Below are 24,895 nucleotides of genomic sequence, written 5' to 3'. Positions count from 1 at the left end.
AGATACAAATGATTGATAAGGATTTTCTGCTTACGACAAATACTGCCAAATGGCTGTTCCATGATGTGGCGGCGCATTTGCCGATTGTCGACTATCACAACCATCTCGATCCCAAGGAGATATACGAGAATAAGAACTACGGGTCCATAACAGACGTCTGGCTCGGCGGCGACCATTACAAATGGCGCGCGATGCGTGCTGCAGGGGTCGATGAGGAGCGGATTACAGGAGGGGCGGATGAAAAGGGGAAGTTCGATGCATTCGCAGAAACGATGCCGAAGCTCTTCGGCAACCAGCTGCTCCACTGGACGCAATTGGAACTCAGGACGTTCTTTTGCATCGACCGGTTCCTGTCTCCGGAGTCCGCGGATGAGATATATGAACAGACGAATGAAGCACTCAAAGAGGAGGCACTCAGGCCGCGGAATATACTTTCTTCGCAGAAGGTGAAGTTCCTGGGCACGACGGACGACCCGACGGATTCCCTGGAGTACCATCGGCTGCTGAAGGAAGACGAAACATTCGATGTACACGTTGCGCCCTCGTTCAGGCCGGATAAGGCCATCGCAATAGATGCGCCGGACTACGGGAGATGGCTCGACAGGCTGGAAGAGGCAGTGGGCTTTGAAGTGGACAGCTACGGGAAGTTCATGGAGGCCATGAAAAAGCGGATCGTTTTCTTTGATGAAATGGGATGCCGGGCATCCGACCACGGCATCAACGAAATGTTCTATGAGGAAGCGACAGAGGATGAAATGGAGGAAGTATTCGACAAGGTCCTCGCCAAAGAGGCGGTCAGCCGCATGGAAGTGGACAAGTTCAAGACGTATACACTCACAAGCCTTGCGAAAGAGTATCATGCACACGGCTGGGTGATGCAGCTGCACATCGGGCCGCTCCGCAACAACAATACGAGGATGTTTGAGAGGACGGGGGCGGACAGCGGTTTCGATTCCATCAACGACAAGCTCGTGGCTGAACCGTTGAGCCGCTTCCTGGATGCAATCGACCGCACGGATGAGCTGCCGAAGACGGTGCTCTATACACTCAATCCGAGGGATAACATCATCATGGCGACGATGGCCGGAAACTTCCAGTCGGGCGATATCCCCGGCAAAGTGCAGTTCGGCACCGCCTGGTGGTTCAATGACAACTATGACGGCATGATGGATCAGATGAAGACGTTGGCAAATGCGGGGGCATTCAAAACATTCATTGGAATGCTGACGGATTCAAGGAGCATGCTGAGTTTTACACGTCATGAGTATTTCAGGAGAATCCTCTGCGAACTGCTTGGGCAGTGGGCGGAATCCGGCATGGTTCCGGATGACGCGGATCTATTGAAAGAATATGTTGAGGATATATGTTACAACAATGCGAAAAATTACTTCGGTTTGGAAAACTGATCAGGAGGAGAGATTCAGATGGAAATGAGTTTTAGGTGGTATGGCAATGATGATCCGGTAACACTGGAGAACATCCGCCAGATTCCGCAGATGAAGGGCATCGTATCGGCAATCTATGATATTCCGGCAGGGGAAGTATGGCCGTATGAGCGCATCGTGGAGCTGCGGGACCAGATTGCGGCACACGGCATGCGCTTGAATGTGATTGAATCGGTGCCTGTGCACGAGGATATCAAGATGGGACGCGGGCGCCGCGACGAGCTGATCGAGAATTACAAGGAGACGATCCGCAACCTTTCCAAAGCAGGTATCAAAACCGTGTGCTACAACTTCATGCCGGTGTTCGACTGGACACGCATCGAGCTTGACGCACCGCTTGCGGACGGTTCTAATTCATTGAAATACGACGAGGCGAAAGTGAAGGGGATCGATCCGCTGAGCGGTGAGCTCACACTGCCGGGGTGGGATCTGTCCTATCAGACCGATGACCTGAAGGAAATCATCGATGCATACCAGGAAATCAGTGAAGATCAGCTGTTCGGCAATCTGATCTACTTCCTCGAGCGCATCATCCCGGTTGCCGAAGAGGAGGATGTGCTCATGGCCATCCATCCGGACGATCCGCCATGGAGCATCTTCGGACTGCCGCGCATCATTACCGGGGCCGCTGCGTTGAGGAGATTGTTCGATGCGGTGCCGAGTATGCACAACGGCATCACATTCTGCACAGGGTCATACGGCTCCAGTCCGACAAATGACCTGTTCGAAATCATAGACGCAGCCGCCGGACGCATCCACTTCGTACATGCGAGGAACGTGAAGTGGACGGGCGAACTTTCATTCCAGGAAGTATCACATTCCGTCCATGACGGTTCACTGGATATGGTCGGCATTATTGATAAACTCGTCGCATCAGGAGTCGACGTCCCGATCCGTCCAGACCACGGGCGCATGATCTGGGGAGAAACAGGCCGTCCCGGATACGGACTGTACGACCGCGCCCTCGGAGCTGCCTATCTGAACGGCATACTCGATACTTTGAAAAGGTAACCAGTTGGCGACGGTGGTCGAATAAAAGCCCGTTGGCGTTCTCTTGCCTTCGATTCGAAATCGGTGATGTGAGCGGGGTGCCTCTTATCCTCGTTTCCCGATCGATGATAAGAGGAGGCGTTCTCTTGCCTTCGATTCGAAATCGATGATAAGGCAGGGGGTGTCTCTTATCCTCGTTTCCCGATCGATGATAGGAGGAGGCGTTCTCTTGCTTTCGATTCGAAATCGGTGATAGGGCAGGAGTGCCTCTTATCATCGTTTCCCGATCGATGATAGGAGGAGGCGTTCTCTTGCCTTCGATTCGAAATCGGTGATAGGACAGGGAGTGCCTCTTATCATCGTTACCCGATCGATGATAGGAGGAGGCGTTCTCTTGCCTTCGATTCGAAATCGATGATAAGGCAGGGGGTGTCTCCCCGCCCTCCAACCTGCCCAAACCCACACAAAAATACCTCTCTGCATCTGCAGGGAGGTATCCGTATTAATGTGTATGGTGGTATTCATTCAGATCCAGGTGGCTGATATCCAAAAACCTTGCGAGCGGGACGATGGCTGCACCGAGGGCGCTGGAACGGTCGCCGAGTGACGATATGACGATTTCGTCATAATCTATGAATGACGATGACAGCTTCGGCTTCACTTCCTCGACAAGCTCGGGATACTTGGTGAAGATGCTGCTGTTGATGACGAGTTTTTTCGGGTTGAATATATTGATGATGTTGTTCAGTCCTACGGCGAGAAACGCAATGTAGTCATCGAAAATTGCGCTTGCCTGCTCGTTTTCCTGCAGCGATTCATAAGTCGGATAGTCGTAGAGCTCGATATCGTTTTCCGACAGGGCGCGTTTCAGAACTTCATCCGAAGCGTACCGTTCGAAACAGCCGTGGTTTCCGCACCTGCAGGGGATGCCGTCCTGCCTGATGATCATATGTCCGACTTCACCCGCATAGCCGGTGGATCCGCGGAATATTTCATGGTTGAGCAGGATGCCGAGCCCGATACCACTGGATAATGTCACACAATAGAGGTTGGGCTGGTACTCGGTGAATGCCTGCTCGGCGCGGACGGCCATGTTGGCATTGTTGTCGGCATAGATGGGTACATTGAAAGTATCCTCGAGTTTTGTGAGAAGCGGCTGTATATGGATCTGGTTCGGCGGAGCGTAAAGCAACTCCTTGCTCTCGTTGACAATCCCGTGGAAACTGATGCCGATGCCCACGAGTCTGTTGGGGCTGTACACATCATCATACTGGCTGATGACGGGCTGCAGAAGGCCGGGCAGAATGTCAATCAGCTGTTCGGTGCGCCTGATGTCGAAATCATGCATGTTGTTGTAGACGGTCATGCCCCTGAGGTTGACGATGACAATCCGGATATGATCCCGGTCGATGTCGATGCCTACGGTGTAGGTGCTCATGGGGTTCAGTTCAAGGTTGATCGGGCGTCGTCCGGGGGACTGGTAGTTCTCCACCGGCTTCTCGATGACGAGCGACTGTTCGATCAGTTCGTTCACCTGCGAGGAGACGGTCGCTTTGTTGAGCCCGGTCCGTTTGGAAATGTTGACTCTGGAAATGGACTTGTTCCGGATGATGTCTTCAAGAACAAGCCGGCGGTTCATGGTTTTGATGTAATTCGCATCACCGGTAAGCATAGAATATCCACCCTCATCTTGGTTTACTAATTAAACTGATTTTAACAAAATATCGCAATATCAGCAATTCGACATTAAATTATCAGGAGGTAATGACATGAATAATACAGACCTTTCAGGAAAGACGGCGGTTGTCACAGGCGGCGGGGGAGTGCTCGGTTCCCATTTCTGCAAAGCCCTGGCCGGGGCCGGAGCGAAAGTGGCAATACTCGGGCGTACGCTCGAAAACTGCGAAGCGGTCGCAGAGGAGATAAGAAAGGACGGCGGCGAAGCGGTCGGGATCAGCTGTGATGTGACGGACAAGACTTCGGTCGAAGCGGCAAGAAGCGAAATCAGTGAAAAATTCGGCACATGCGATATTCTCGTAAATGGAGCCGGAGGCAACAACCCGTCTGCATCGACTGACGATGAATACCTCGATACCGAAAAGATTGACGATCCGAACGTCAAGGACTTCTTCGAGCTCGACACCGACGGCATCGATTTCGTATTCAAGCTCAACTTCCTGGGCACACTCATCCCATCCCAGATTTTCGGGCGTGACATGGCGCCGAAAGAGCATGCGACAGTCATCAATATCTCATCCATGAACGCGTATACGCCGCTGACGAAGATCCCGGCATACAGCGGGGCGAAGTCTTCGGTGACGAACTTCACCCAGTGGCTGAGCGTATACCTTTCCAAAACAGGTGTCAGGGTCAACGGCATCGCACCGGGTTTCCTTGCCACCAGGCAGAATAAAGATCTCCTGTTCGACGGTGACGGCAATCTGACCGACAGGAGCCATAAGATCATCAGTGCCACACCGATGGGCCGTTTCGGCGAGCCGGAGGAACTCCTCGGCACGCTGCTCTATCTCGCCGACCATAAGGCGTCCGGCTTCGTCACCGGCATAACGATCCCTGTCGACGGCGGTTTCTCGGCATATTCAGGTGTTTGATATGTCACGAAATACTCCCTCCAAAATTTGGAGGGAGTATTTTTAAAATCAAAAAAAGACGGCGTTGCACCGTCCTTTCCAAAATCATCTTTTCACTTCTCTGGTCGCATCGAGCACACTGCCCATCGTGGCAATGTCTTCGGTCAGGAAATCCCCGCTGATCGTATGCTTGTAAAGCATGTTGCCGAGTGCGTTCTGCAGTGTATCTTCATAACCCATCTCATCATCCATCAGACCGTGGATGACCCCTGCTGTGAAGGCATCCCCTGTACCGATGCGGTCGAGGATTTCGACTTCGTAGGCGTCCGTTTCGTGGATGGAATCGCCTGTTGAGATCATCGCCCTGATGATATTCCTGTTGGAATGGACCACTGTACGCTGTGTGAACGCGATATGTGACACGCCGTATTCCTTGTGGATCTTCTCCAGTATCGGCTTGAGTGTATCAGCATCCGGGTTGCGCTCGAGTCCGTCCTTGACCTCTCTGCCGTCCTCGATCAGCTCGAGCGGCTCATAGCCGAAGATGACATCGCAGTATTTGACGAACTTCGTCATCGTCTTCCTCGCTTCTTCGAAGCTCCACAGGTTGCCGCGGAAGTTCAGGTCGGCGCTGATCTTCATGCCGCGCGCCTTTGCCGCTTCCAGTGCGTCCATGAGCACTTCCTGCATTTCAGTGTTGAGTGCAGGGGTGATGCCGCTGAAGTGGAACCAGTCATATCCTTGGAACGCATCGTCAAAATCGTAATCGGACCTGGTGGACTGCTCAAGGCTGGAGTATTTGCGGTCGTAGATGACAGAGGAGCCGCGGACGTTGAACCCCTTTTCAAGGAAATACGTCCCCATACGGCGCCCCTTCAGGTTGATGTGCCCTGTTTCGATGTCATTGCTTTTGAGCATGGATACAGTCCGCCGGCCGAAGCCGTTGTCCGGAAGGGAAGTGATCATCGAGACGTCCACGCCGGAAGCGGCAAGGCTCATTGCGACGTTCATTTCGCTGCCGCCGATGTTGATGTTGAAATGGCTGGCAGTCGTGAAAGTGTCAGCGGCTTCGGTGCTGAGCCGCATCATGATTTCCCCGAAAGTGATGAAGCGCATCATTCTTCCCCCTTCACTTGAGCTTCGTAGACAGCGACGAAGCTTTCTGTATTCGCTTTGACAACTTCAGGGTTGGAACCGTCATATCCTTTGGCAAGTGCACTGCCGATGCCGACGGCAAAAGCGCCGTTTTCCATCCATTCGGCCATGTTGTCCTTATTGACCCCGCCGGATGGCATGAGGTTAGCATGCGGCATCGGGCCTTTGATGTCTTTGATGAATGATGCGCCGAGCACGCCGCCCGGGAATACCTTCAGTACATCGACACCGGATTTCATCGCAGCGACAACTTCAGTCGCGGTGGCGCATCCCGGCAGGTAGGGGATCTGGTTCAGGTTGCACAGTTCGGAAACCCCGGCATCAAAATGCGGACTGACGATATACTGTGCCCCGCGACGGATCGCCTCGTCCGCAGTTTCACGTGACATGACCGTCCCGGCGCCGACGCAGATATCCCCGCGTCCGGCGAAATGCTCGATCAGTGCGCTCGCCCCCGGTGTAGTGTAGGTGATTTCAATGTTTCTGATGCCGCCTTCTATAATGCTGTCGATCATTTTAACAGTATCGTCGAACCCTTTGCCGCGGACGACGGCGACCAGATAATTCTTTCGGATTTTATTCAGAATGTCGAATTTCTTCATGATCTTCACTCCCAAGTGGATATTTTCTTGACTGCATGCTACGTTAAATGTAGATTGAAAATAAAAATAGAGCGTTTTACTAAAACGTTTTATCCTTAGGAGCATTATAACATGAAAAGGATAACAATCAAAGATGTGGCAGAGCGCTCGGGCGTCTCGGTCAGTACCGTTTCCCAGTATCTCAACGGGCGGTATAACTATATGGGGGAGGACACCAGAAACAGGATAAAAGAAGCGGTGGTCGAGCTCGGATACCGTCCCAATTTCATGGCCAGGAATCTAAAGAGCAGATCGACAAAGACGGTGGGGATCATCGTGTCGAACATCCTGCATCATTTTGCCGTATCACTCACAAGGAAGATAGAAGACTACTGTGATGAAAACAACTATAACCTGATCATATGCAATGCCGACGATGATCCCGAAAAAGAGGGGAAGTACATCAGCAGTCTGATGGAAAAGCAGGTGGACGGCATGATTATCATGCCGACGACTGCGAATGATGCCCTGTATAAGAGCCTTGCCAATCAGAATTTCCCGGTGGTGTTCGTCGACAGGTTCATGGAGCAGGTGGATATACCATCCTTCAAGCTGGATAACCACCATGCGATTGAAATGGCATTTTGGCATCTGCAGAACAAAAAGATCGAAAACTTCTATTATATCGGTACTTCGGATGAACTGGACATTACCCCGCGGGTCGAGCGCCTGGCCCGGTTCAAGGAACTGGCACCCGGACAGAAAGTCATAACGGGAGAGAATGATGCACTCTACTCACATATAGAAGCAGAGTTTACAGACGGGAGTCCGAATGGCATCATACTTGCCAATGACTTCGCACTTATGGCATTCCTGGAATTCGCGAATGAAGTACACCTGGATCTTGAAAAAAATCAGCTGATTGCGATAGATGATGTCCCGCTGGCAGATGTATATCGCCCGCGGATTTCCACAATTGTACAGCCGGTCGAAGAGATCGCCAAAAATGCATATATGGCATTAATGGATAAAGTCGAGGGTGGGGCAGGACCTGACAAAATGGTAAACAGCTATAAAGGGAAACTCATAGAGAGATGATCAGGAACAAAAGAGGGGGGAGGATATCATCATGATATCCTCCCCCCTCTTATTTATACGGTATGCTGAATCACCATTTAACAGAGCTTAATAGTACAGCCTCTCCCTGAAACGATTCGATTTTACCTGCATCTGACTGGATGCGGAACTTCTGTGTCACTTTTTCATCTGCTTCAAGCATTATGCGGGTCAGTGTTCTCTTCTCCTGATTCGTCAAATGCATCCGGTTGCACCAGTCTTCAAAGTCAAAGTGTTTTTCGAAGCGGTGCATCTCGACAATCTCGAAGGCGGTATGTTCAAGCATGCGCAGCCATTCCGTCTTCTTCCAGGCCCGGTGATGACTGTAGTCGCGTATTTTTTCGATCTTATTATAGAATTCATCGAATGCATCCTCTTCAGGTGCAACATTATCATCCAGCAGGAAGCGGCCGCCTGGTTTCAGTACACGGTATACTTCCTTTATGAAGTCCCCGATATTCGGGAAGTGATGGGGTGCAATCCGGCAGGTGACAATGTCGAATGATTCATCCTCAAACGGCATCTTCTCGGCATCGCCTTCGACAAACTCTACATTACTGTGGCCATTGCCCTCAATGAATTTCCCGGCGTTTTCAAGCATTTCAGGTGTGATATCCATCGCTGTCACTTTTTTGACGAGTGGAGCGAGGGCGTTCGCCGTATGCCCGCCGCCTGTGGCGACGTCAAGCGCATATTCCGTTTCTTCAGCATGTGCCATTTCAATCAGTGCTGCAAGATCCCCGCCACTGCGATGTATTTTGCTGCTTACATAAAGACCCGCACTGCGCCCGAACTGTTTTTTAACATCCTGTTTGATATCCATGCATGTCATCCCCTTCATCATTTTGATAGAAGATTCAAAATACTCCTCAGAAATACTGTATCATACATCTAATAATAAGTTTAATCTATTATTAATATCATTAATGATAAGTTTTTATGATTTATGTTTTTAAGATAATTTGAATCTTGACTATATCGACTCTATGCTTTAAAATTAGTTAGTCTAACTAATTTTAAAGAGGTGTATACATGCGTATTGAACAGGAATTCTTTGATGCATATGTAGCTCTGTACCGCCCGTATATCAACAGGGCGAACAGCATTCTGACTGCATATAACCTGTACAGCTCCCAGTGGCTGATTCTGAAGGACATTGCGAAGCACGGCACGACGACGCTTGCGGATGTCAGCAGGCGGCGGCAGATCGAGAAGCCGACGGCGAACAAAGTGATCAAGCATCTGCTGGAGCTCGGTCTCATACAATCCGAGCAGGGTGAGGACCGGCGGGTCAAAAATCTGACGATGACAGAAGACGGGGTCCATCTTTATGATGAAGTACGAAAGAAGATGGACGAAATGCAGCGCGAAGTGCTGCAGGATGTAGACCGTGAACAGCTGGAAGCGATGATCACCAACTTTGAAAAAATGAAAATATAGAAAGGATCCTCAGTTTGACGAACAAAGAATATTTGAGCGACAGGATTTGGACGAAGGAATTTGTCATCCTGTTCCTGTATCATTTCATAATAATGTTTTCGATGTATGTATCGATTGTGACAATAGGGAATTTTGCGATAGAGAATTTTGATGCGAGTGCGAGCACCGCCGGATTGGTGGCAAGTATATTCATCGTCGGGGTGCTCATAGGAAGGGCAGTGTCCGGCCATCAGGTGAACCGCATCGGTGCAAGGAAGATCATGTATATCGGCACAGTCCTCTTCTTCCTTACTTACGGTCTTTATTTCGTAGAAGGCGGACTGGCACTGCTGATAGCAGCACGTCTCCTGAACGGGTTTGCGACAGGGGTGGTCAGCACGTCGCTGAACACACTGGCCACGATTTCAGTGCCCGAGAACCGGAGAGGGGAGGGCATCAGCTATTTCAGCCTCAGTTTTGTCCTCGGCTCGGCAGTCGGGCCGTTCCTCGGCTTCCTGCTGCTTGAAATCATGAGCTTCAATACGATGCTCATCCTCGTGCTGGCAGCAGTACTGATCGTTGCACTGATGACGCCGCTGGTCAAGATAAACAATATCAGCCGGGATTATAAACCAGAGACAGGACGGTTCAAAATGATAGACCGCAAGGCGCTGCCGATGGGCTTCTCCGTCCTGTTCATGGGACTGGCGTATGCCTCCATACTGTCATTCCTAAACCTGTACGCCATAGAAGTCAACCTGATCACAGCAGCCAGCTTCTTCTTCCTGGTCTACTCCGCAGTCGTCATGCTCACACGACCGGTGACAGGGAGGATATTGGACCAGAAAGGCGCAAACATCGTCATATATCCGACATTCATCTTCATGGCCATCGGATTCTACATCCTCGGAAATTCCACAACCAGTTTCGTCATGCTGCTCGCAGGCGCACTCATCGGGCTCGGATTCGGCAACTTCCAGTCCATGGCCCAGACACTCTCCGTCAACCTGGCGGACAAAGAGAATGTCGGACTCGCAACATCCACATACTTCATAATGCTCGAAGTCGGACTCGGGTTCGGCCCATTCTTCCTCGGCTTCCTCGTGCCGTCACTCGGCTACGGCGGACTGTACCAGTTCCTCGTATTGTCGATCATGGCAGCGATGGTGATATTCTACTTCGTGTACGGGAGGCATGAGAGCAGGGGGAGAAGCGCAGACGCGGAGAATGCTGGATAGAATCATATCTAATCAAGAAAAGCCGTATGTGCAATTCCTAAGGAGCTGTACATACGGCTTTTTGCATATCCTGCGTATTTGATTTATCAATGTGACGGATCATCATCTTTGACAGGGTATTTCACGGCGTTTTTCTTAAGTTTGTCTGAAATGGCTTCTCTCATATCTATATCCAGGTCATCTGCCATCATTAAGCCGTATATAAAAACATCAGCAAGCTCGTCTTTAATATTCTCCCTGTTTTCTGCTACAGCTTTCTCAGAGGATACCCATTGAAAATTCTCAAGAAGTTCCGAGGCTTCCAATGAGAGTGAGAGGGCAAGGTCTTTTGAATTATGGAATTGTCTCCAGTTGCGTTCATCCCGGAATTGATTGATTTCTTCTATTAAATCCTTCATTGTGATTTCCCCACTTTTGCTTCGTTTAAGGCTTTGCGCAGCTTCTCGTCACTGGCATAAATGTAAAGCCCCTTAACACCGCGTTTCATTAATACATTCACAGAATTTAAAATGATCTGCTCTTTCGACTCCTCGACGTTATACTCGACTGTCTTTTTCTTCGAATCCCTGAATGCCTCAGTGTCCTGATAATTTTGGGGCAATATTTTCAGTTCCTGTTTCCTTTCATCATATGAGACAGAAGGGCCGAGTATGACACCCACATAGTTCAAATCAAACCCCTGTATTGTATAAATGGAACCGACTTCTTTTATGGTTTCAGGACGTTCGGCCCATGTCCTTTTATCATTGGTTGAATTCCAGAGTCCCTTGAATCCGATTTCTTCAACGTAGTAATCTGCACCGTCCTTTTTATGTTCATAATCAAAAGTGGCAACGATTCTCGAAAGTGTATGCGTCTCGTCCTTGCGCTCGATCTCTTCAAACATTTCACCGGCGTCATCGAATATTTTGAGTTCGTAATCATCGGTATTCGCAGGGATGGGAGTTATTTTCTTACTGACGAAGTTGTCAATCCAATCCAATACTGAATCATCCGCCTGCATGCGGAACTGATCTGTCAGCTCAAACGTCTTGACTTCTGCCCCTTTTGTGACCTGCTTGAATAAATCTTCTGTCCAGTAACTTTTCAGTTTTAAAAATTGTTTTTCATCAAACACAATGATAGTGACTTTGCTCGAATGGATAATATCGTTTAAGTGATTATTACCTATATAGTTGTTATAGGAATCCTCTCTTGATAGAAGCAGGTGGGCCTCATCAACGAAAGTAATGTCTGAATTGATTTTACCGTCCCTCACTCTGTTGATGAAAGTCGTAGGTTTTAGGAAATTCTTCTTTTTCAGGTTAGGAAGACTTTCGGAAATCGTTTCATAAGTTTTGATCATTTCCTGGTGGTTCACGAGCAGATGATTCGTTGTTTTATACAGTTTTCCGCTCTCTTTATCATTGGCCAGATCCTGAATTGCGTTAAACGTTGAACTTAGTACGACACTCTTTCCAGTGCCGGCTTCACCTTTAATGAAATATACCGACGGTTTATCATTGTCTATATTATTTTTGCAGAACTCGAGGATATTTTCCTTCAGCTCTATCTGTGATTCGGACAACTCTTTGTAAGGCGATATTTTGAATATATCTTTGTTCTGAAGATACTCCAGGGTCCCGTCAACCAGTTCGTCTTTTCTCAGCCTCTCCCATAATTCTTTGAATATATCGTGGTCGTACTTCGGCTTCTCATAGTAATTATGGGTGACAGAAGAAGTGATCTGGCTTTTGTTCAATATCTGATACTTTTGATCTGCGATAAAGAAGTTGATCAGATTGGTTTCAATATTGTATGTGGCGGACTGGTTGAAGTGATTGTGTGAAATTACGACCGCCTTGTCCAATTTATTTTTGACAGGATCCTTGCTGTGGCTGTACAACCTGTTTCTGATTTGGACAGTTTCACCAATATAGGCACTGGCTTTCTTCTGATCATTGTGGAGTATGTAAACAACAGGATAATTATTGAAAGCCGCACTGCTCAAACCTGAAATTGAATTTTTGTTGAATTGAAATGAGGAAATCTCTACATCTATCTCTTTCATAAAAAAATCTCCTTGAATCATTTGAGTCCATTATAACTTATTTGGCTATAAGAGAGTGGCTCCCAGACACAGAACGGTAACTCTTACATATAGTAAAGCAAGAATTCCAGGCCTTGCCACATTATCTGATTGCCCTAGGGCAATCAGATGGAGTCCCTATTCCACCCATCTGATCGACCTTTTCAATAAGCAAGTCAAAGGCACGGAAAGTGCAAAGATGAACGCTAAAATGAATGCTCCTTAATATATCCCTTACACACGATTATTGATGTTACTTGTATCGATGTTGCTTGTATCATTGTACTGCTCTGATAAAACAACATTATGTTGAGTCATAATGTCTTTTTTCAACTCTTTGAATAAAGCCCAACATATAAATACTGAGATGATTGTAAATGGAATAGCAATAACAATAGAGATGCTCCTGACTGCTTCAAGACCGCCGGCCATGATGAAAACAACTGCAGCACCTGCTGTGAGCAATCCCCACACCATTTTGACCAAACGTGAAGGATTTGGGTTGCCATTACTGCTTAACATACCTAGTACAAAGGTAGCTGAATCAGCTGAAGTGATGAAGAAAATAAATATCAACATTAATGTTATTACAGCCAATACAGAATTTAATGGGTAGTACTCTAAGAAAGCAAACATAGCCCCATCCACATTGGCGTTCACACTTTCTGCTAAAGCAGTGTGACCTAAATCATGTATCAAATGGATTGAACTTCCTCCCATTACGGAAAACCAAATGAACGAAATAACAGAAGGAACGATCAAAACGCCTATGACAAATTGACGTAGTGTCCTGCCTCTTGAAATCCTTGCGATAAAAGATCCAACAAATGGTGCCCAAGTAGTCCACCATGCCCAATAGAATATGGTCCAGTTACCTATCCATTTATTCGCGCCATCATCAAATGCTTCCATACGCAGGGTCATAGGAACTATGTTTCCGACGTAGTTGCCCATATTTGAAATTAATACTTCCAGTATTTGTTTCAGTGGTCCAACGCTTAATAAGAAAATGAGTAGTACACCCATAATGATCATATTTAAGTTAGACAAAAATTTAATTCCTTTATCTAAGCCTGTCCAAGAGGAAACAAGAAATAGAAGAGTGGCAAACGATATGACTCCAAGCTGCAGTGTAATAGTATTGGGAATCCCCCATTGAGCATTCATACCATTTGTAATTTGTATAGTGCTTAGCCCAAATGTACTCGCTACACCAACCGCTGTAATAAAGACGGATAAAATATCTATCGTTTTTCCAAAAGGACCATAAATTCTTTCGCCTAATAACGGATGAAACAGTGAACTAATGGCGAAAGGGAGCTTTTTTCTAAAGTGGAAATACGCTAAGCCTAAAGCAACAATACCGAACAATGCCCACGGATGCACTCCCCAATGAAAAAAGGAAGATGTCATTGCATCATTTGCAGATTGGGATGTGTATCCTTCACCAGATATAGGGTTTGTATAATGCGAAACTGGCTCAGCTACTCCCCAAAATACCAAGCCCACTCCCATTCCAGCACTGAAGAGCATAGTAATCCATGACAAAGTGCTGTACACTGGTTTTTCTGAATCATTTCCCAACCTTATATCCCCAAATTTCGAAAACATTAAAAAGAGACAAAACCCTACAAAAAAAGTACCTACGAGAAGATAAAACCAATTAAAATTTGTTACAGCGATATCCAGAAATACCCCGGCCTGATCTTCTAACCAATCATTGAACAGGACACCTACTATTACGAAAGATATGCTTAAAGTTAAAGAAATGTAAAGAATATTGCGCTCCTGATTCAAAAAATCTCCCCCTTTTAACCCCTTGAATTGACTCAATAATTACTACTGTTTAAAATTTCCTGATTGATAGTAAGGCACTAATGACTTATCTTTTTAACTTATGAAAGCGGTTTACAAATAAGATTATATTATAATCGTGATTTTTAGTAAATAATATTGTTAATATTTTTAATTTTCCAGAAACAATGAATTTAACAAGGCGATATATTTAATAGGGCTATTGTCGCATAAATAATACCACAGTTTTCAGGCAATTAATTTTATGTCAAATCCCAAAAATCAACAACTGCAAATAGAAGAAAGTCTTCGGTTATCGGTATAAATTTACAATATATTATCAGAGTCAGTGTGAAATGACCCTGTTGTAAATCTCTTTGTATAATAATCGGATTGGCAAAGTCTGCGGTCATCCTCATCTACTATGAAAGGTGTCTCACATTGAAGATTAAGGCTGGAAAATTAAGAAACTTGGAAATGATCAAACTCCGTTTATGTAATGTGAATTAATTAATGACAGAAAATTTAAAAAAAGTATTGCATAACATAAATAATCATGGTTATAATGTGATCACAATTAAATATAGCATCAGCGAAATCAGTATGAAATGGGAGGGAATTCCTATAAGTGCAGGATGGAAGGGTTAATTAGTTTTAATAAAGAGATACCTTTTGATGCAATGAAGAGAGATTATAAAAACTGAAGAAGGAAGGGGAATTTAAATTGAGTACAGATAAAGAGGTAAAAGTAACGTGGTTATCACAGGAAGAATGCATTGAGTCGGGAGCCAAGGATATGGGCATGATTCTGGAATATGTGGAAAAGGTCAACTTATGGTTAGCCGAGGATAAAGTGGTGGAACCAGAATTGTTGCACTTGCTGTGGGAAGAGGGGAATTATTCTGGCAAACGTATCGGGGTACACGCTGCCTTGATCCAATCCGAAGAAATGCGGGTCGCAGCAGTCAAAGGGATACCGAGTAATCCTTTAAATCCAGTGGAGAGACAAACCCCGCGTTCAAACGGCATGATCATTTTATACAATGAGGAGACGGGTTACCCATTTGCAGTCATGGATGACACAATTGTAAGCGCTTTAAGGACAGGTGCGTCAAGTGCTTTAGGCGCAAAATACTGTGCACGTCCAGAGTCAGAAGTATTAGGGTTAGTTGGTTGTGGAGTAATCCAAAATGCTCACATTGAGGCAACAAGTAAAGTGATGCACAATATTAAAACGGTACGCTTATATGATATGAACCCAGAAAGGGCAGAGCAATTTGCTGAAAAGTGGGCTCATCTTGGTTATGAATTTGAAATTTGTGACACCGTGAAAGAGGCAGTGGCAGACTCAGATATTGTATACACTGCAACGAATGTCAACTTGGGCAATGAGTATATTCCTAAAGACTGGATAAAAAAAGGTTCATTCCATTCCGGTGTCTCAATGTGGGACCATAAAGATGAAGCGATTTTAGAAGGTTTTAATAAATACTGTATGGACTATAAATTGCGATTAAAAGATGACAAATATCCTTTATCTGAATTGACTAAATCCGGTGATCTTAAAGAAACCGATATCATTGAATTAGGTGAAGTCATCAAAGGAGATGTGCCATGCCGCGAAAACGATGATGACAGTATTTTCTTTGTCACACTTGGTATCTGTGCCACCGATACAGCAAACAGCTATAAGATTTATCAAAATGCGAAAGAGAAGGGGCTGGGGACAGAAGTGAAACTGTGGTCTGAACCAGCAATGTTCTAGTGATTGTTACAAAGGACTATTATTTGATTACTGATCGGATCAATTAATAATGACGAATCAGCGGAGCAATTTTTAAATGCATCTTTCTGAGGATAAAACTAAAATGAATGATTTTGGTACCCGGACTTTTTTACAGAAGAGACAAATGGCATACCTAAAAAGAATAAGGAGGATTGCAACCTATTTTTAATGGTATTGTACCTGGGCCATCCCAGACATTCATTCTCTCAGGGGACTTTATACCTTTAGTGTAGGGCGAAAAAAGAACATTTGAAGATTCGTAGGCTTTTGTCCAAGCAAAATAATTATTGGATACTTTTAATATATGAGGAGGCTACTATTATGAAATCTATTGAAGGCGGTTTCCCTAGTCATGCGAAATTTGAACCTACTGCACCAGGAAGTGATTATTATGATCCAGGGCATTTCCGTGAAGAGCTGGAAAAGATTTGGTTTAAAACATGGCTGCTTGCTGGAAGAGATGAAGAAATCCCTAATAGAGGCGACTATAAGACAGTGCAAGTTGCTCATGAAAGTTTTATCATTACCCGCGCGTTAAGCGGAGAAGTAAATGCATTCTATAATGTATGCCGTCACAGGGGATCTCGCTTGTGCACTGAGGCTGCCGGTCATTTCAGTAAAGGGAATATTATCTGCCCGTATCATAGCTGGATGTACAATTCAGATACAGGTGAATTGGCAAAAGCACCAAACATTTCCGATGATGAAGAAGGATTTAATCCGGAAAACCATTCTTTAGTCAGTATTAAGGCTGAATCATGGGATGGATTTATTTGGATAAACGCTGATCCAGATTCTCCATCTCTTGCCGAAAGCTTTAATCTCCCCGAGTCCTGGTCAATTTATGAACAATATGAAATGCAAAGGCTCAAAGTCGGAAAAACAGGCACTTACCATGTAAAAGCCAATTGGAAGTTATTGATGGATAATGCAGAAGAATGCTACCACTGCGGTACGATTCATCCGGAGCTAAGTAAAGCTACGCCGCCTATGCAACCTAGGCAGTGGGTGGATGAAGAAGTGCCAGATACAAAAGTAATTAAACATGTAGGATCTATGGGATTACGTCCTGGGTTTGAGCGTGTAAACATTGATGGTAATGCTTATCGTCCAGTATTTCCAAGTCTATCTGAAGAAGACACGAGAAAGATTGCATATCTTCACATTTTTCCACATGCCTATATTTGTATGGCTTCTGATTATGTATTTATTGCTTCTATTTTCCCGGTTAAACCGGATGAATCAGTAGTCAAAGGTTACTATCTCTTTGATCCGGATGTTCTTGAAAAAGATGATGCCTATATTCAGGATGCTATCGATTTTTGGGATGCAACATGTAAAGAAGATTGGGCAGCATGTGAACTTGCTCAGGAGGGCAATGAGTCAAGGTCCTACCAAAGTGGAGGAACATTGACTCCGATTGACTGGAGAGTAGCGGATTTTAAGAAGTATGTTCAAGATGAATTGAAGAATAACTAATAATGGGGAATATGGTGATGTATAAAGGAAGCATCACCATATTCTATCTTTATATTATAAAACCATTCTGTCTATTGCGAGTGGAGGAGGGTGAATATGAATAGCAAAAATATACAATCAGAGACGGAAGAATATACATTTGTAGCAGCAAGTGCCTCACTTGAGGATGAAGATATGATAGAGGTCCTGGTTGGAAAAGAAACGTTATTAATAGCAAGAACCAATGGTAATGTACATGCTGTTGATGGAATTTGTTCGCATGCTTATGCAGAATTGGTCGATGGAGAATTAGAAGATCATTGTCTGTATTGTCCACTTCATTTTGCTGCCTTCGATATTCGAGATGGCTCTGTGTTGGAAGGGCCGGCCGATACGCCTTTATCTGTGTATGAAGTTTTTGAACAGGATGGCTCAATATGGGTGAAAGTTTAAAATACCATGATTTCTAGTAGAGTTCTCAACTATAAATTTATAATTAAATGTTAGGAGTGGAGATTAAGATGACTAATGTTAACGCTACCACTTTGATTGTCGGTTCAGGTATAGCAGGTATACATGCAGCAGAAACTCTTCGTGCGAAGGGTTATGGGGGGAGAATTGTATTAGCAGATAGAGATTCAAGCCTCCCTTATGATCGGCCGCCCCTTTCTAAAGAGTTTATGCTGGGAGAAGTCTCAGAGGACGAAATTGCACTAAAAACTGAAGAGTACTTACAAGAATTGGGCATTGAACTATGGCTTGGCGAAGAAGTTGTATCTGTTGATTCAAAAAAACAATCCGCAGTTTTATCTAATGGAAAAACATTGGAATGGGATAAACTTTTATTGGCTACCGGATCAGGGTTGAGAAAATTACCAGTGAAAGGCTCTGAACTCAATGGAATTTATTATTTGAAAACTTTAGCCGATGCAAACGCAATCAAGGAAAAATTAAAGAATATTGAACAGGTTGCGGTGGTTGGTGCTGGTTTTATTGGTGCAGAACTTGCATCAACTTTTAAAAAGTTGGGGAAAGAAGTAACCATAATAGAATGGTCACCTTTACCTTTAGCTCACATCCTTGGCGATGAAATGGGAGAGTACTTTCTCAAACTACACCAATCAGAAGGCATTCGCACTATTATGGGGGATTCAGTGACTGAATTCAAAGGTGATGGCGAGGTCGAAGAGATTGTAACAGGGCAGGGGAAGAGTATTCCGTGTCAAGCAGTAATCATAGGTGTAGGAGTGATGCCGAATACTCAGATCCTGAATGAGGAGCTCGATATTGAAAGAGGTTATATAGTTAATGAATTTGGTGAAACTTCCTTGCCGAACATATACGCCGCCGGAGATTGTTCAATGTGGCCTTTTTTAGGGAAACACATCAGTATAGAACATTGGGATCATGCGATGAATCATGGACAAAATGTAGCAACAAATATACTTGAAGAAAATTCAACTCCTTATGAAGCAGTTCCTTATTTTTGGTCTGATCAGTATGAAAAACGCTTACAGTACTTTGGGAATTCAAAGAATTGGAATCGTACTTTAATAAGGGGAGACAAGGATGAGGGGGAATTTTCATATTTTTACCTTGATGAGAATAATGTAATTGAAGCAGCTTTGCTTGTCAATCAACCAAGAAATGCTATCTCGGTACGCCGGTTAATTAAACAACAAAAACCTGTTGATTTGAATTTACTATCTGATTCCAATGTAAAATTAAAGAAATGTGTAGCCGATGCATAATAATGATCAATTGATAGGTTGGGTGTTGAACCAGCCACAGATCATTAATTTTGTTGGAAGGCATTGCAGGAGTCCAGTAGGGGTTTTATGAGTTTGAAACAATGGATTGGAGTCTGTAAATTAAAATATCCGAAGGAGGCTTTCATAAATGAGAACGAGTAACCAACAGTTCATCGATGGTGAATGGGTCAATAGCACGAGTCAAGAAACTATTGAAGTCATTAATCCAGCTACTGAATCAGTTATGGGAACAATTGCTAAAGGCACTCAAGAAGACGTGAATAAAGCTGTTGAAGCTGCTAAGAAGGCATATATTGATTTTAGACAAACACCCACTAAAGAGCGACAAGATATGCTTAATCGTATTGTAGAAGAATATAAAAAGCGTAAAACAGATATTATTGAAGCCATTACAGAAGAACTAGGTTCTCCACGCGAATTATCAGAAACGACACATTACATGAAAGGTCTGATTCACTTTTCAGAGGCGCGAGATGCGCTTGATGATTTTGCATTTAAAGAGAAAAGAGGTGATTCATTAATTGTCAAAGAAGGCATAGGTGTAACAGGTTTGGTCACACCATGGAACTTTCCAACGAATCAAACCTCTGTGAAATTAGCTGCTGCTTTTGCCGCAGGTTCCCCAGTCATTCTAAAGCCCTCGGTAGAAACACCATTTGCCGCTATTATACTTGCGGAAGTAATCCAAGCTTCCGGGGTTCCAAAAGGGGTGTTCAATTTAGTCAATGGCCGGGGTAGTGTCATTGGAGATGCATTGTCTTCTCATCCAGATGTTCGTATGATGTCATTTACAGGTTCAGAAAGTGCAGGTTCAAAAATTATGCGAAATTCAAGCCAAGACTTCAAAAGAGTTTCGCTAGAACTTGGAGGAAAGTCGCCTTATATTATTCTGGATGATGTTGACGTTGACAAAGCAGCTAAATCAGCGACAAAATTTGTCTATGACAACTCAGGGCAAGTTTGTGATGCGGCAACTAGAACATTAATACCAGAATCCATTAAAGATGAATTCATTGAGAAGGCTAAACAAAATATGGAATCAGTTAGAGTTGGTAATCCAAATGAAAAAAATATGGATATCGGACCTTTAGTCAGCAGGCAGCAATTCAACGCTGTGCAAGGGTACATTAAAAAAGGTATCGATGAAGGTGCTACATTGATTACTGGTGGGCTAGGCAAGCCAGAGGGACTAGAGAGAGGGTACTATGTTAAACCGACGATATTTAGTGATGTAGATAACGATATGACAATTGCCAAAGAGGAGATTTTCGGGCCAGTGATGTCAATCATCACGTATAGTACACTTGATGAAGCTATCGATATAGCTAATGATACGAATTTTGGTCTCTGCGGTTATGTAATGGGAGAAAACAGGGAGAATGTACAGAAGGTTGCGAATGCACTTGAAGCCGGAAGCATTGTAATCAATGAAAATGCGGGCACACCAGATCTTCCATTCGGCGGTTATAAACATTCAGGCATTGGGCGTGAATGGGGAGATTATGGAATCGAAGAATTTTTAGAGGTTAAAGCATTAAAAGGCTATTATGCTTGGTAAAAATATGATGTAAACTCAAGTGTCTCCTGACGGCAGATCGGAACGTTTCCAAGGGTTCATTTGAATGAGGCAAGATGTAGGCCGCACATTACAGCTGCTCCGTGTCGATATCATATATGGCAATCTATATGCTGCACGAGACTATCATAGTTGATTTAATCCCCTTATTTCAGGTGTTACACTGATTATTGCAATTCGTCATGCAGAGATAAAAATATACTTATTCTCAACATGTTATTAGTGGAAGCATTTCTCCGGTTTTATGAATAGTGGTCAAGAGCCATACATTAGACTCGGATGCTTCCTTTTTGCTTTGGAGCTATTTTGGAGTTATAAAATAGTCCATAGTGTTTAAATACCCTAGTTTGATTCGTTATTTAAAAACCTATATAGTATAAATAGGTTTGATTTTATAGTAATAGAATCAGAAATATATTATTTAGTAAGAGAGTGGTTTTGAATGGGAAACAAAGAGATACAGATGCAGCGGATGTGGCAATATTTTGTTGAGGCAACGACTGAAATTATTGAGCAGAAAGGCATTGAAAATGTTACTATACGTGAAATTGCTGATAAAGCCGGTTACAACAGTGCTACGATATATAATTATTTCCAAGAAGTTTCTCATCTGATTTTTTTTGCGGCATTAAAATATTTAAATAAATTCATTGAAGAACTCCCGGAATATATGGAGAAAGGGGAAACTTCAGTCGATCAATATTTATTAAGCTGGGAAAGTTTCTGCCAGCATTCTTTTGAAGAACCTGAAATATATTATGCTATTTTTCTGAAAGACTTAGGAGAGAATCCTGAAGAGTTATTAAAATATTATTACGGTGTATACCAGTCTAATCTGTTCGGTGAAGTAACGGAAGACATACATACTTTTATAACAGAGTATAATTACTCAACAAGAAGCCGGAATGCCTTGGATAAGTCTGTAGAAGAAGGGGCGTTTTCAGAAAGCGAAGCAACTAAGATTAATGAAAAGACAGTATTGATATGGCAGGGCATGTTAGTTACTATATTGAACAATCGTCGTCATTTGAGTGCTGAAGAAGCGACCAAAAAAACAATGGACCATATTAAAGATATAATCTCATATCATTTGAGTTAAGGAACACTTTCTATCCGTTTATAAAATTTCGTCTATTCCCTTCCTTGTATTAATAATCCCATATTTAATATTTGTATTTTACCGAGACTATATGGATTTCAATCAAATTGATCAGGAATTTGTATCATCAGCCGCATCCAGAGGGGAATTATCTACCCAGGAAGTCTTTTTGATTTACGTGGGTGATAGAGAACTGTCTGGCTTATTTTGACAAACAAAAATTTTATTCATAGGTCAATACTACTTTAATAGATATTTAAATAAAAAGTTTCCTTCAAGTAAAGATTTGAAAGATTGACCAGAGAGAATGCCAAGATACTGCTTGAACAGATAGAGATGGAGAATGAAGAGACTGTGAGTTTATGGATAAAGAAATCGAAGCGCTGGAAGACACTATTGACGCGCAGATCGTCAAAGAACGCCTGAAAGATACTGGTGTCAAAACGTATAGTGTCGAAGAAGTCACAGATGTCGATCTCGATGACATTACACTCGATGAGAACGACGGTTGGAAATAAATAATGAGGAATCAGACGGGCATATGCTCGTTTTTTTTGTTCAGGTTGAATCGCTCATGTCGGACTGATTGCGCTTATTTACCCGCTATAATTTATAAATGTCTTTACGGTGGACGATATCTACTACAATGATTTTGATTTCATCCCCATCGATATCAGCCAGGATGCGGTAACGTCCGACGCGATAGCGCCAATAGTCCTTCAGTTCACCTTTCAGTGGCTGCCCGTGCTGCCTCGGATGCATTGTCCCCTTCAGGTTCTTTTCAATCCATGCGACAATCATACGCTGTTGGCCCTTATCAATCTTTTTCAGGCTTTTTACGGCCCGCTTTTCATATACAACCTGATACGCCATGCTATAGACCGAGCATCCGCTTCACGTCATCATGATCGTAAAGGGTCACGTCGTCATTTTGGACGTCGGCTTCGTAGGATTTAAGCACCTAAACGTCGAATTCATCTTCTATTTTTTCTTCAAGCGTCTGCTTCATAATGGTGGACAGAGGTACACCCCGGAGTTTCGCATACGTCTCAAACACTTCCTGCTCGTCCTTGTTCATCCGCACCGTGATTGTACTCATCAACATCAATCCTTTCTGTTTGAGTGCGCCTATCTTGTAACACATTGTAATACATTACAGCTGAAAAAGAAAATGGATGCCTCAGAAAAAAGCATCCGCCTCGGTATAAAAAAACTGATAATCAATTCACATATAGTAAAGCGAGAACTCCAGATCCTTATCCAGGTGCTCCCCGATCAGTCGCTTCCCTTTTTCCACATCCCGCTCTTCTATTGCTCCGACAATCTGTGCATGCTCCTCAATCAGGTTCGGCCGCTGCCTTTCTACGACTGTCCTGCTAAACAGGTAGATGATGGAATTCATCCGTTCATAGGTCTCACTCAGGAAGGGGTTCCTGATGGAACTGATCAATTTATCGTGGAAATATTTATTGGCGGCCAGTGTTTCATCTTCGGGCCCTGCGTATGCTTTTTCAATGGAATTTTTGAGGTCATTGATATCGGATGGGCCGAACAGCAGTATTGCTTTTTCGATTGCGTGTGTTTCAATGAGTGTCCGCATCTCGAAGAGATTCCTGTAATCTTCGGGAGAGGGCTTGTATATGTACCCGTCCTTGACGAGGTACTCGAACTCCAGCTGTTTCAATACTTCTCTGATCGGTGTCCTGCTCACCTCGTATTTTTTTGCGAGTTTGATCTCCGTCATCTTTTCATTCTCACCGAATTTTCCGCTCAATATATCTTCCCTTACTTTTTCATATAAAGTTAGATTTTTCTCCATGACCTCACCTCAAATTCATTATACAAGAATGATTCTGGTTAATAAATGTATACATTTTAATTAAAATAGTATACAATATTTTTGAGTAAACGTTTCCAAGGGAGAGAATAGTATGAAAATTGGTTTTATCGGCTTGGGCATCATGGGTGCTCCAATGGTCAAGAATCTGTTGAAAGACAACCATACAGTATATGTGAACGACCTTAATGCAGAAGCGGTTGAAATGGCGGTATCGCATGGGGCGACTGCTGTGGCGAGTCTGCAGGAGATGGCGGAGAATGCAGAAGCGTTCATTACGATGCTGCCGAATGGTGCAATCGTGAAGTCGGTCCTTCTGGATGCCGAAAATGGCCTGTATCCGCATTTGAAAGAAGGTCAGGTTGTGGTGGATATGAGTTCACTGACGCCTACTGATTCCATTGAAATCGGTGCAAAGCTTGAGGCAAAGAAAGTTATTTTTGCAGATGCACCGGTAAGTGGCGGGGAACCTCTGGCGATTACAGGCGAGCTTTCGGTCATGGCCGGCTGCAGGGAGGAACATTTTGCGCGTGTTGAAGAAATCGTTGCCTCGATGTCCAAATCGGTCATCAGGGTGGGGGACATTGGTGCAGGCAGTACAGTCAAACTGTCCAATCAGATTATTGTAAACGTTAACATCGCTGCGCTTTCAGAAGCGGTTGTCATGGCGAAGAAATTCGACATTGATCTTGAAGCGATGTTCGAGGCGATCAGGAACGGCCTGGCGGGTTCGAACGTGATGGAGGCGAAGTTCCCCAAAATGATTGCTGAGGATTACAATCCGGGCGGCACGATCAACATCAACTATAAGGATCTGTACAATGTCACTTCCACAAGTGATGCAGAACAGCTCTCGCTGCCGCTGTCCAACATGGTGAAAGAGATGTACAAATCCGAAGTGATCAACGGCAACGGCATGAACGACCACTCCGGAGTTATCAAATATATTGAACGAATCAATAATATGTAG

At 44.3% G+C, this 24,895-nt stretch carries 24 protein-coding genes; 14 read left to right on the top strand and 10 right to left on the bottom strand.

Annotated features, from left to right (window positions below; translation table 11 throughout):
• The first annotated feature begins 8 nt into the window (after nucleotides 1-8).
• Together uxaC and uxuA are read left to right on the top strand one after the other, a co-directional pair.
• The gene (uxaC, locus tag C792_RS0113085; protein WP_017549911.1) at nucleotides 9-1,406 is read left to right on the top strand and encodes a glucuronate isomerase; all 1,398 of its coding nucleotides are present in this window, start codon (nucleotides 9-11) and stop codon (nucleotides 1,404-1,406) included.
• Between the two features lie 18 nt (nucleotides 1,407-1,424).
• Nucleotides 1,425-2,456, top strand: coding sequence for a mannonate dehydratase (gene uxuA / locus C792_RS0113080; protein ID WP_017549910.1), 1,032 nt, complete (start codon nucleotides 1,425-1,427; stop codon nucleotides 2,454-2,456).
• 481 nt (nucleotides 2,457-2,937) lie between these two features.
• Here uxuA and C792_RS0113075 read toward each other — a convergent pair whose 3' ends face one another.
• Complete coding sequence (locus C792_RS0113075) at nucleotides 2,938-4,107, bottom strand: ROK family transcriptional regulator (protein WP_017549909.1); 1,170 nt, start codon at nucleotides 4,105-4,107, stop codon at nucleotides 2,938-2,940.
• A 97-nt stretch (nucleotides 4,108-4,204) separates the two neighbouring features.
• Between C792_RS0113075 and C792_RS0113070 the strand changes: the two genes are divergently transcribed.
• The gene (locus C792_RS0113070; RefSeq protein ID WP_017549908.1) at nucleotides 4,205-5,047 is read left to right on the top strand and encodes an SDR family oxidoreductase; all 843 of its coding nucleotides are present in this window, start codon (nucleotides 4,205-4,207) and stop codon (nucleotides 5,045-5,047) included.
• An 84-nt stretch (nucleotides 5,048-5,131) separates the two neighbouring features.
• Here C792_RS0113070 and C792_RS0113065 read toward each other — a convergent pair whose 3' ends face one another.
• Nucleotides 5,132-6,145 carry a sugar kinase gene (locus C792_RS0113065; RefSeq protein ID WP_026090364.1) on the bottom strand — a complete coding sequence of 338 codons (1,014 nt, stop codon included), beginning with the start codon at nucleotides 6,143-6,145 and terminating at the stop codon, nucleotides 5,132-5,134.
• Nucleotides 6,142-6,783 carry a bifunctional 4-hydroxy-2-oxoglutarate aldolase/2-dehydro-3-deoxy-phosphogluconate aldolase gene (eda, locus tag C792_RS0113060; RefSeq protein ID WP_017549906.1) on the bottom strand — a complete coding sequence of 214 codons (642 nt, stop codon included), beginning with the start codon at nucleotides 6,781-6,783 and terminating at the stop codon, nucleotides 6,142-6,144. Before eda ends, C792_RS0113065 begins: the two co-directional genes overlap by 4 nt.
• Before the next feature lie 111 nt (nucleotides 6,784-6,894).
• On the opposite strand from eda, the gene C792_RS0113055 reads away from it, so the two are divergent.
• Nucleotides 6,895-7,860, top strand: a complete 966-nt coding sequence (locus tag C792_RS0113055) for a LacI family DNA-binding transcriptional regulator (protein WP_017549905.1) — start codon at nucleotides 6,895-6,897, stop codon at nucleotides 7,858-7,860.
• Between the two features lie 70 nt (nucleotides 7,861-7,930).
• On the opposite strand, the gene C792_RS0113050 is transcribed toward C792_RS0113055, so the two are convergent.
• Nucleotides 7,931-8,701, bottom strand: coding sequence for a class I SAM-dependent methyltransferase (locus C792_RS0113050; RefSeq protein ID WP_017549904.1), 771 nt, complete (start codon nucleotides 8,699-8,701; stop codon nucleotides 7,931-7,933).
• 209 nt (nucleotides 8,702-8,910) lie between these two features.
• On the opposite strand from C792_RS0113050, the gene C792_RS0113045 reads away from it, so the two are divergent.
• On the top strand, nucleotides 8,911-9,318 hold the full coding sequence (locus C792_RS0113045) for a MarR family winged helix-turn-helix transcriptional regulator (RefSeq protein WP_017549903.1): 408 nt from the start codon (nucleotides 8,911-8,913) through the stop codon (nucleotides 9,316-9,318).
• Nucleotides 9,319-9,332: 14 nt separating this feature from the next.
• Nucleotides 9,333-10,535: an MFS transporter gene (locus C792_RS0113040; protein WP_017549902.1), complete on the top strand. Its 1,203-nt coding sequence runs from the start codon at nucleotides 9,333-9,335 to the stop codon at nucleotides 10,533-10,535.
• An 86-nt stretch (nucleotides 10,536-10,621) separates the two neighbouring features.
• On the opposite strand, the gene C792_RS0113035 is transcribed toward C792_RS0113040, so the two are convergent.
• The 3 genes from C792_RS0113035 to C792_RS0113025 form a co-directional block, all read right to left on the bottom strand.
• On the bottom strand, nucleotides 10,622-10,933 hold the full coding sequence (locus tag C792_RS0113035; RefSeq protein WP_017549901.1) for a nucleotide pyrophosphohydrolase: 312 nt from the start codon (nucleotides 10,931-10,933) through the stop codon (nucleotides 10,622-10,624).
• On the bottom strand, nucleotides 10,930-12,585 hold the full coding sequence (locus tag C792_RS0113030; RefSeq protein ID WP_017549900.1) for a DUF2075 domain-containing protein: 1,656 nt from the start codon (nucleotides 12,583-12,585) through the stop codon (nucleotides 10,930-10,932). The genes C792_RS0113035 and C792_RS0113030 overlap by 4 nt, the downstream gene beginning before the upstream one ends.
• A 252-nt stretch (nucleotides 12,586-12,837) precedes the next feature.
• Complete coding sequence (locus C792_RS0113025) at nucleotides 12,838-14,400, bottom strand: BCCT family transporter (RefSeq protein ID WP_017549899.1); 1,563 nt, start codon at nucleotides 14,398-14,400, stop codon at nucleotides 12,838-12,840.
• A gap of 721 nt (nucleotides 14,401-15,121) precedes the next feature.
• On the opposite strand from C792_RS0113025, the gene C792_RS0113020 reads away from it, so the two are divergent.
• The 7 genes from C792_RS0113020 (at nucleotide 15,122) to C792_RS15010 (ending at nucleotide 22,606) form a co-directional block, all read left to right on the top strand.
• Nucleotides 15,122-16,162, top strand: coding sequence for an ornithine cyclodeaminase family protein (locus tag C792_RS0113020; protein WP_017549898.1), 1,041 nt, complete (start codon nucleotides 15,122-15,124; stop codon nucleotides 16,160-16,162).
• A gap of 342 nt (nucleotides 16,163-16,504) precedes the next feature.
• Entirely contained in the window at nucleotides 16,505-17,662 is a 1,158-nt protein-coding gene (locus tag C792_RS14690) for an aromatic ring-hydroxylating oxygenase subunit alpha (RefSeq protein WP_017549897.1), read from the top strand.
• Nucleotides 17,663-17,758: 96 nt separating this feature from the next.
• A complete protein-coding gene (locus tag C792_RS0113010) occupies nucleotides 17,759-18,094 on the top strand; it encodes a Rieske (2Fe-2S) protein (RefSeq protein WP_017549896.1) in 336 nt (111 codons plus the stop codon).
• Nucleotides 18,095-18,162: 68 nt separating this feature from the next.
• Nucleotides 18,163-19,392, top strand: a complete 1,230-nt coding sequence (locus tag C792_RS0113005; RefSeq protein ID WP_017549895.1) for an NAD(P)/FAD-dependent oxidoreductase — start codon at nucleotides 18,163-18,165, stop codon at nucleotides 19,390-19,392.
• Nucleotides 19,393-19,540: 148 nt separating this feature from the next.
• On the top strand, nucleotides 19,541-20,971 hold the full coding sequence (locus C792_RS0113000; RefSeq protein ID WP_017549894.1) for an aldehyde dehydrogenase family protein: 1,431 nt from the start codon (nucleotides 19,541-19,543) through the stop codon (nucleotides 20,969-20,971).
• A 460-nt stretch (nucleotides 20,972-21,431) separates the two neighbouring features.
• Complete coding sequence (locus C792_RS0112995; protein WP_017549893.1) at nucleotides 21,432-22,088, top strand: TetR/AcrR family transcriptional regulator; 657 nt, start codon at nucleotides 21,432-21,434, stop codon at nucleotides 22,086-22,088.
• Nucleotides 22,089-22,450: 362 nt separating this feature from the next.
• Nucleotides 22,451-22,606 carry a hypothetical protein gene (locus C792_RS15010; protein ID WP_017549892.1) on the top strand — a complete coding sequence of 52 codons (156 nt, stop codon included), beginning with the start codon at nucleotides 22,451-22,453 and terminating at the stop codon, nucleotides 22,604-22,606.
• 85 nt (nucleotides 22,607-22,691) lie between these two features.
• Here the strand turns inward: C792_RS15010 and C792_RS0112985 are convergent, their stop codons facing one another.
• From C792_RS0112985 to C792_RS0112975, 3 genes are all read right to left on the bottom strand, one after another.
• A complete protein-coding gene (locus C792_RS0112985; RefSeq protein ID WP_017549891.1) occupies nucleotides 22,692-22,961 on the bottom strand; it encodes a type II toxin-antitoxin system RelE family toxin in 270 nt (89 codons plus the stop codon).
• 88 nt (nucleotides 22,962-23,049) lie between these two features.
• Nucleotides 23,050-23,187, bottom strand: a complete 138-nt coding sequence (gene relB, locus C792_RS14925) for a type II toxin-antitoxin system RelB family antitoxin (protein WP_017549890.1) — start codon at nucleotides 23,185-23,187, stop codon at nucleotides 23,050-23,052.
• Nucleotides 23,188-23,313: 126 nt separating this feature from the next.
• On the bottom strand, nucleotides 23,314-23,907 hold the full coding sequence (locus C792_RS0112975) for a GntR family transcriptional regulator (RefSeq protein WP_017549889.1): 594 nt from the start codon (nucleotides 23,905-23,907) through the stop codon (nucleotides 23,314-23,316).
• A 112-nt stretch (nucleotides 23,908-24,019) separates the two neighbouring features.
• Here C792_RS0112975 and C792_RS0112970 point away from each other — a divergent pair, with 112 nt between their 5' ends.
• Nucleotides 24,020-24,895 carry an NAD(P)-binding domain-containing protein gene (locus tag C792_RS0112970; protein WP_017549888.1) on the top strand — a complete coding sequence of 292 codons (876 nt, stop codon included), beginning with the start codon at nucleotides 24,020-24,022 and terminating at the stop codon, nucleotides 24,893-24,895.

The organism is Salinicoccus carnicancri Crm (assembly GCF_000330705.1).
In the GTDB taxonomy this organism is placed as follows: domain Bacteria; phylum Bacillota; class Bacilli; order Staphylococcales; family Salinicoccaceae; genus Salinicoccus; species Salinicoccus carnicancri.
This window is presented reverse-complemented; position numbering and strand designations above follow the sequence as displayed.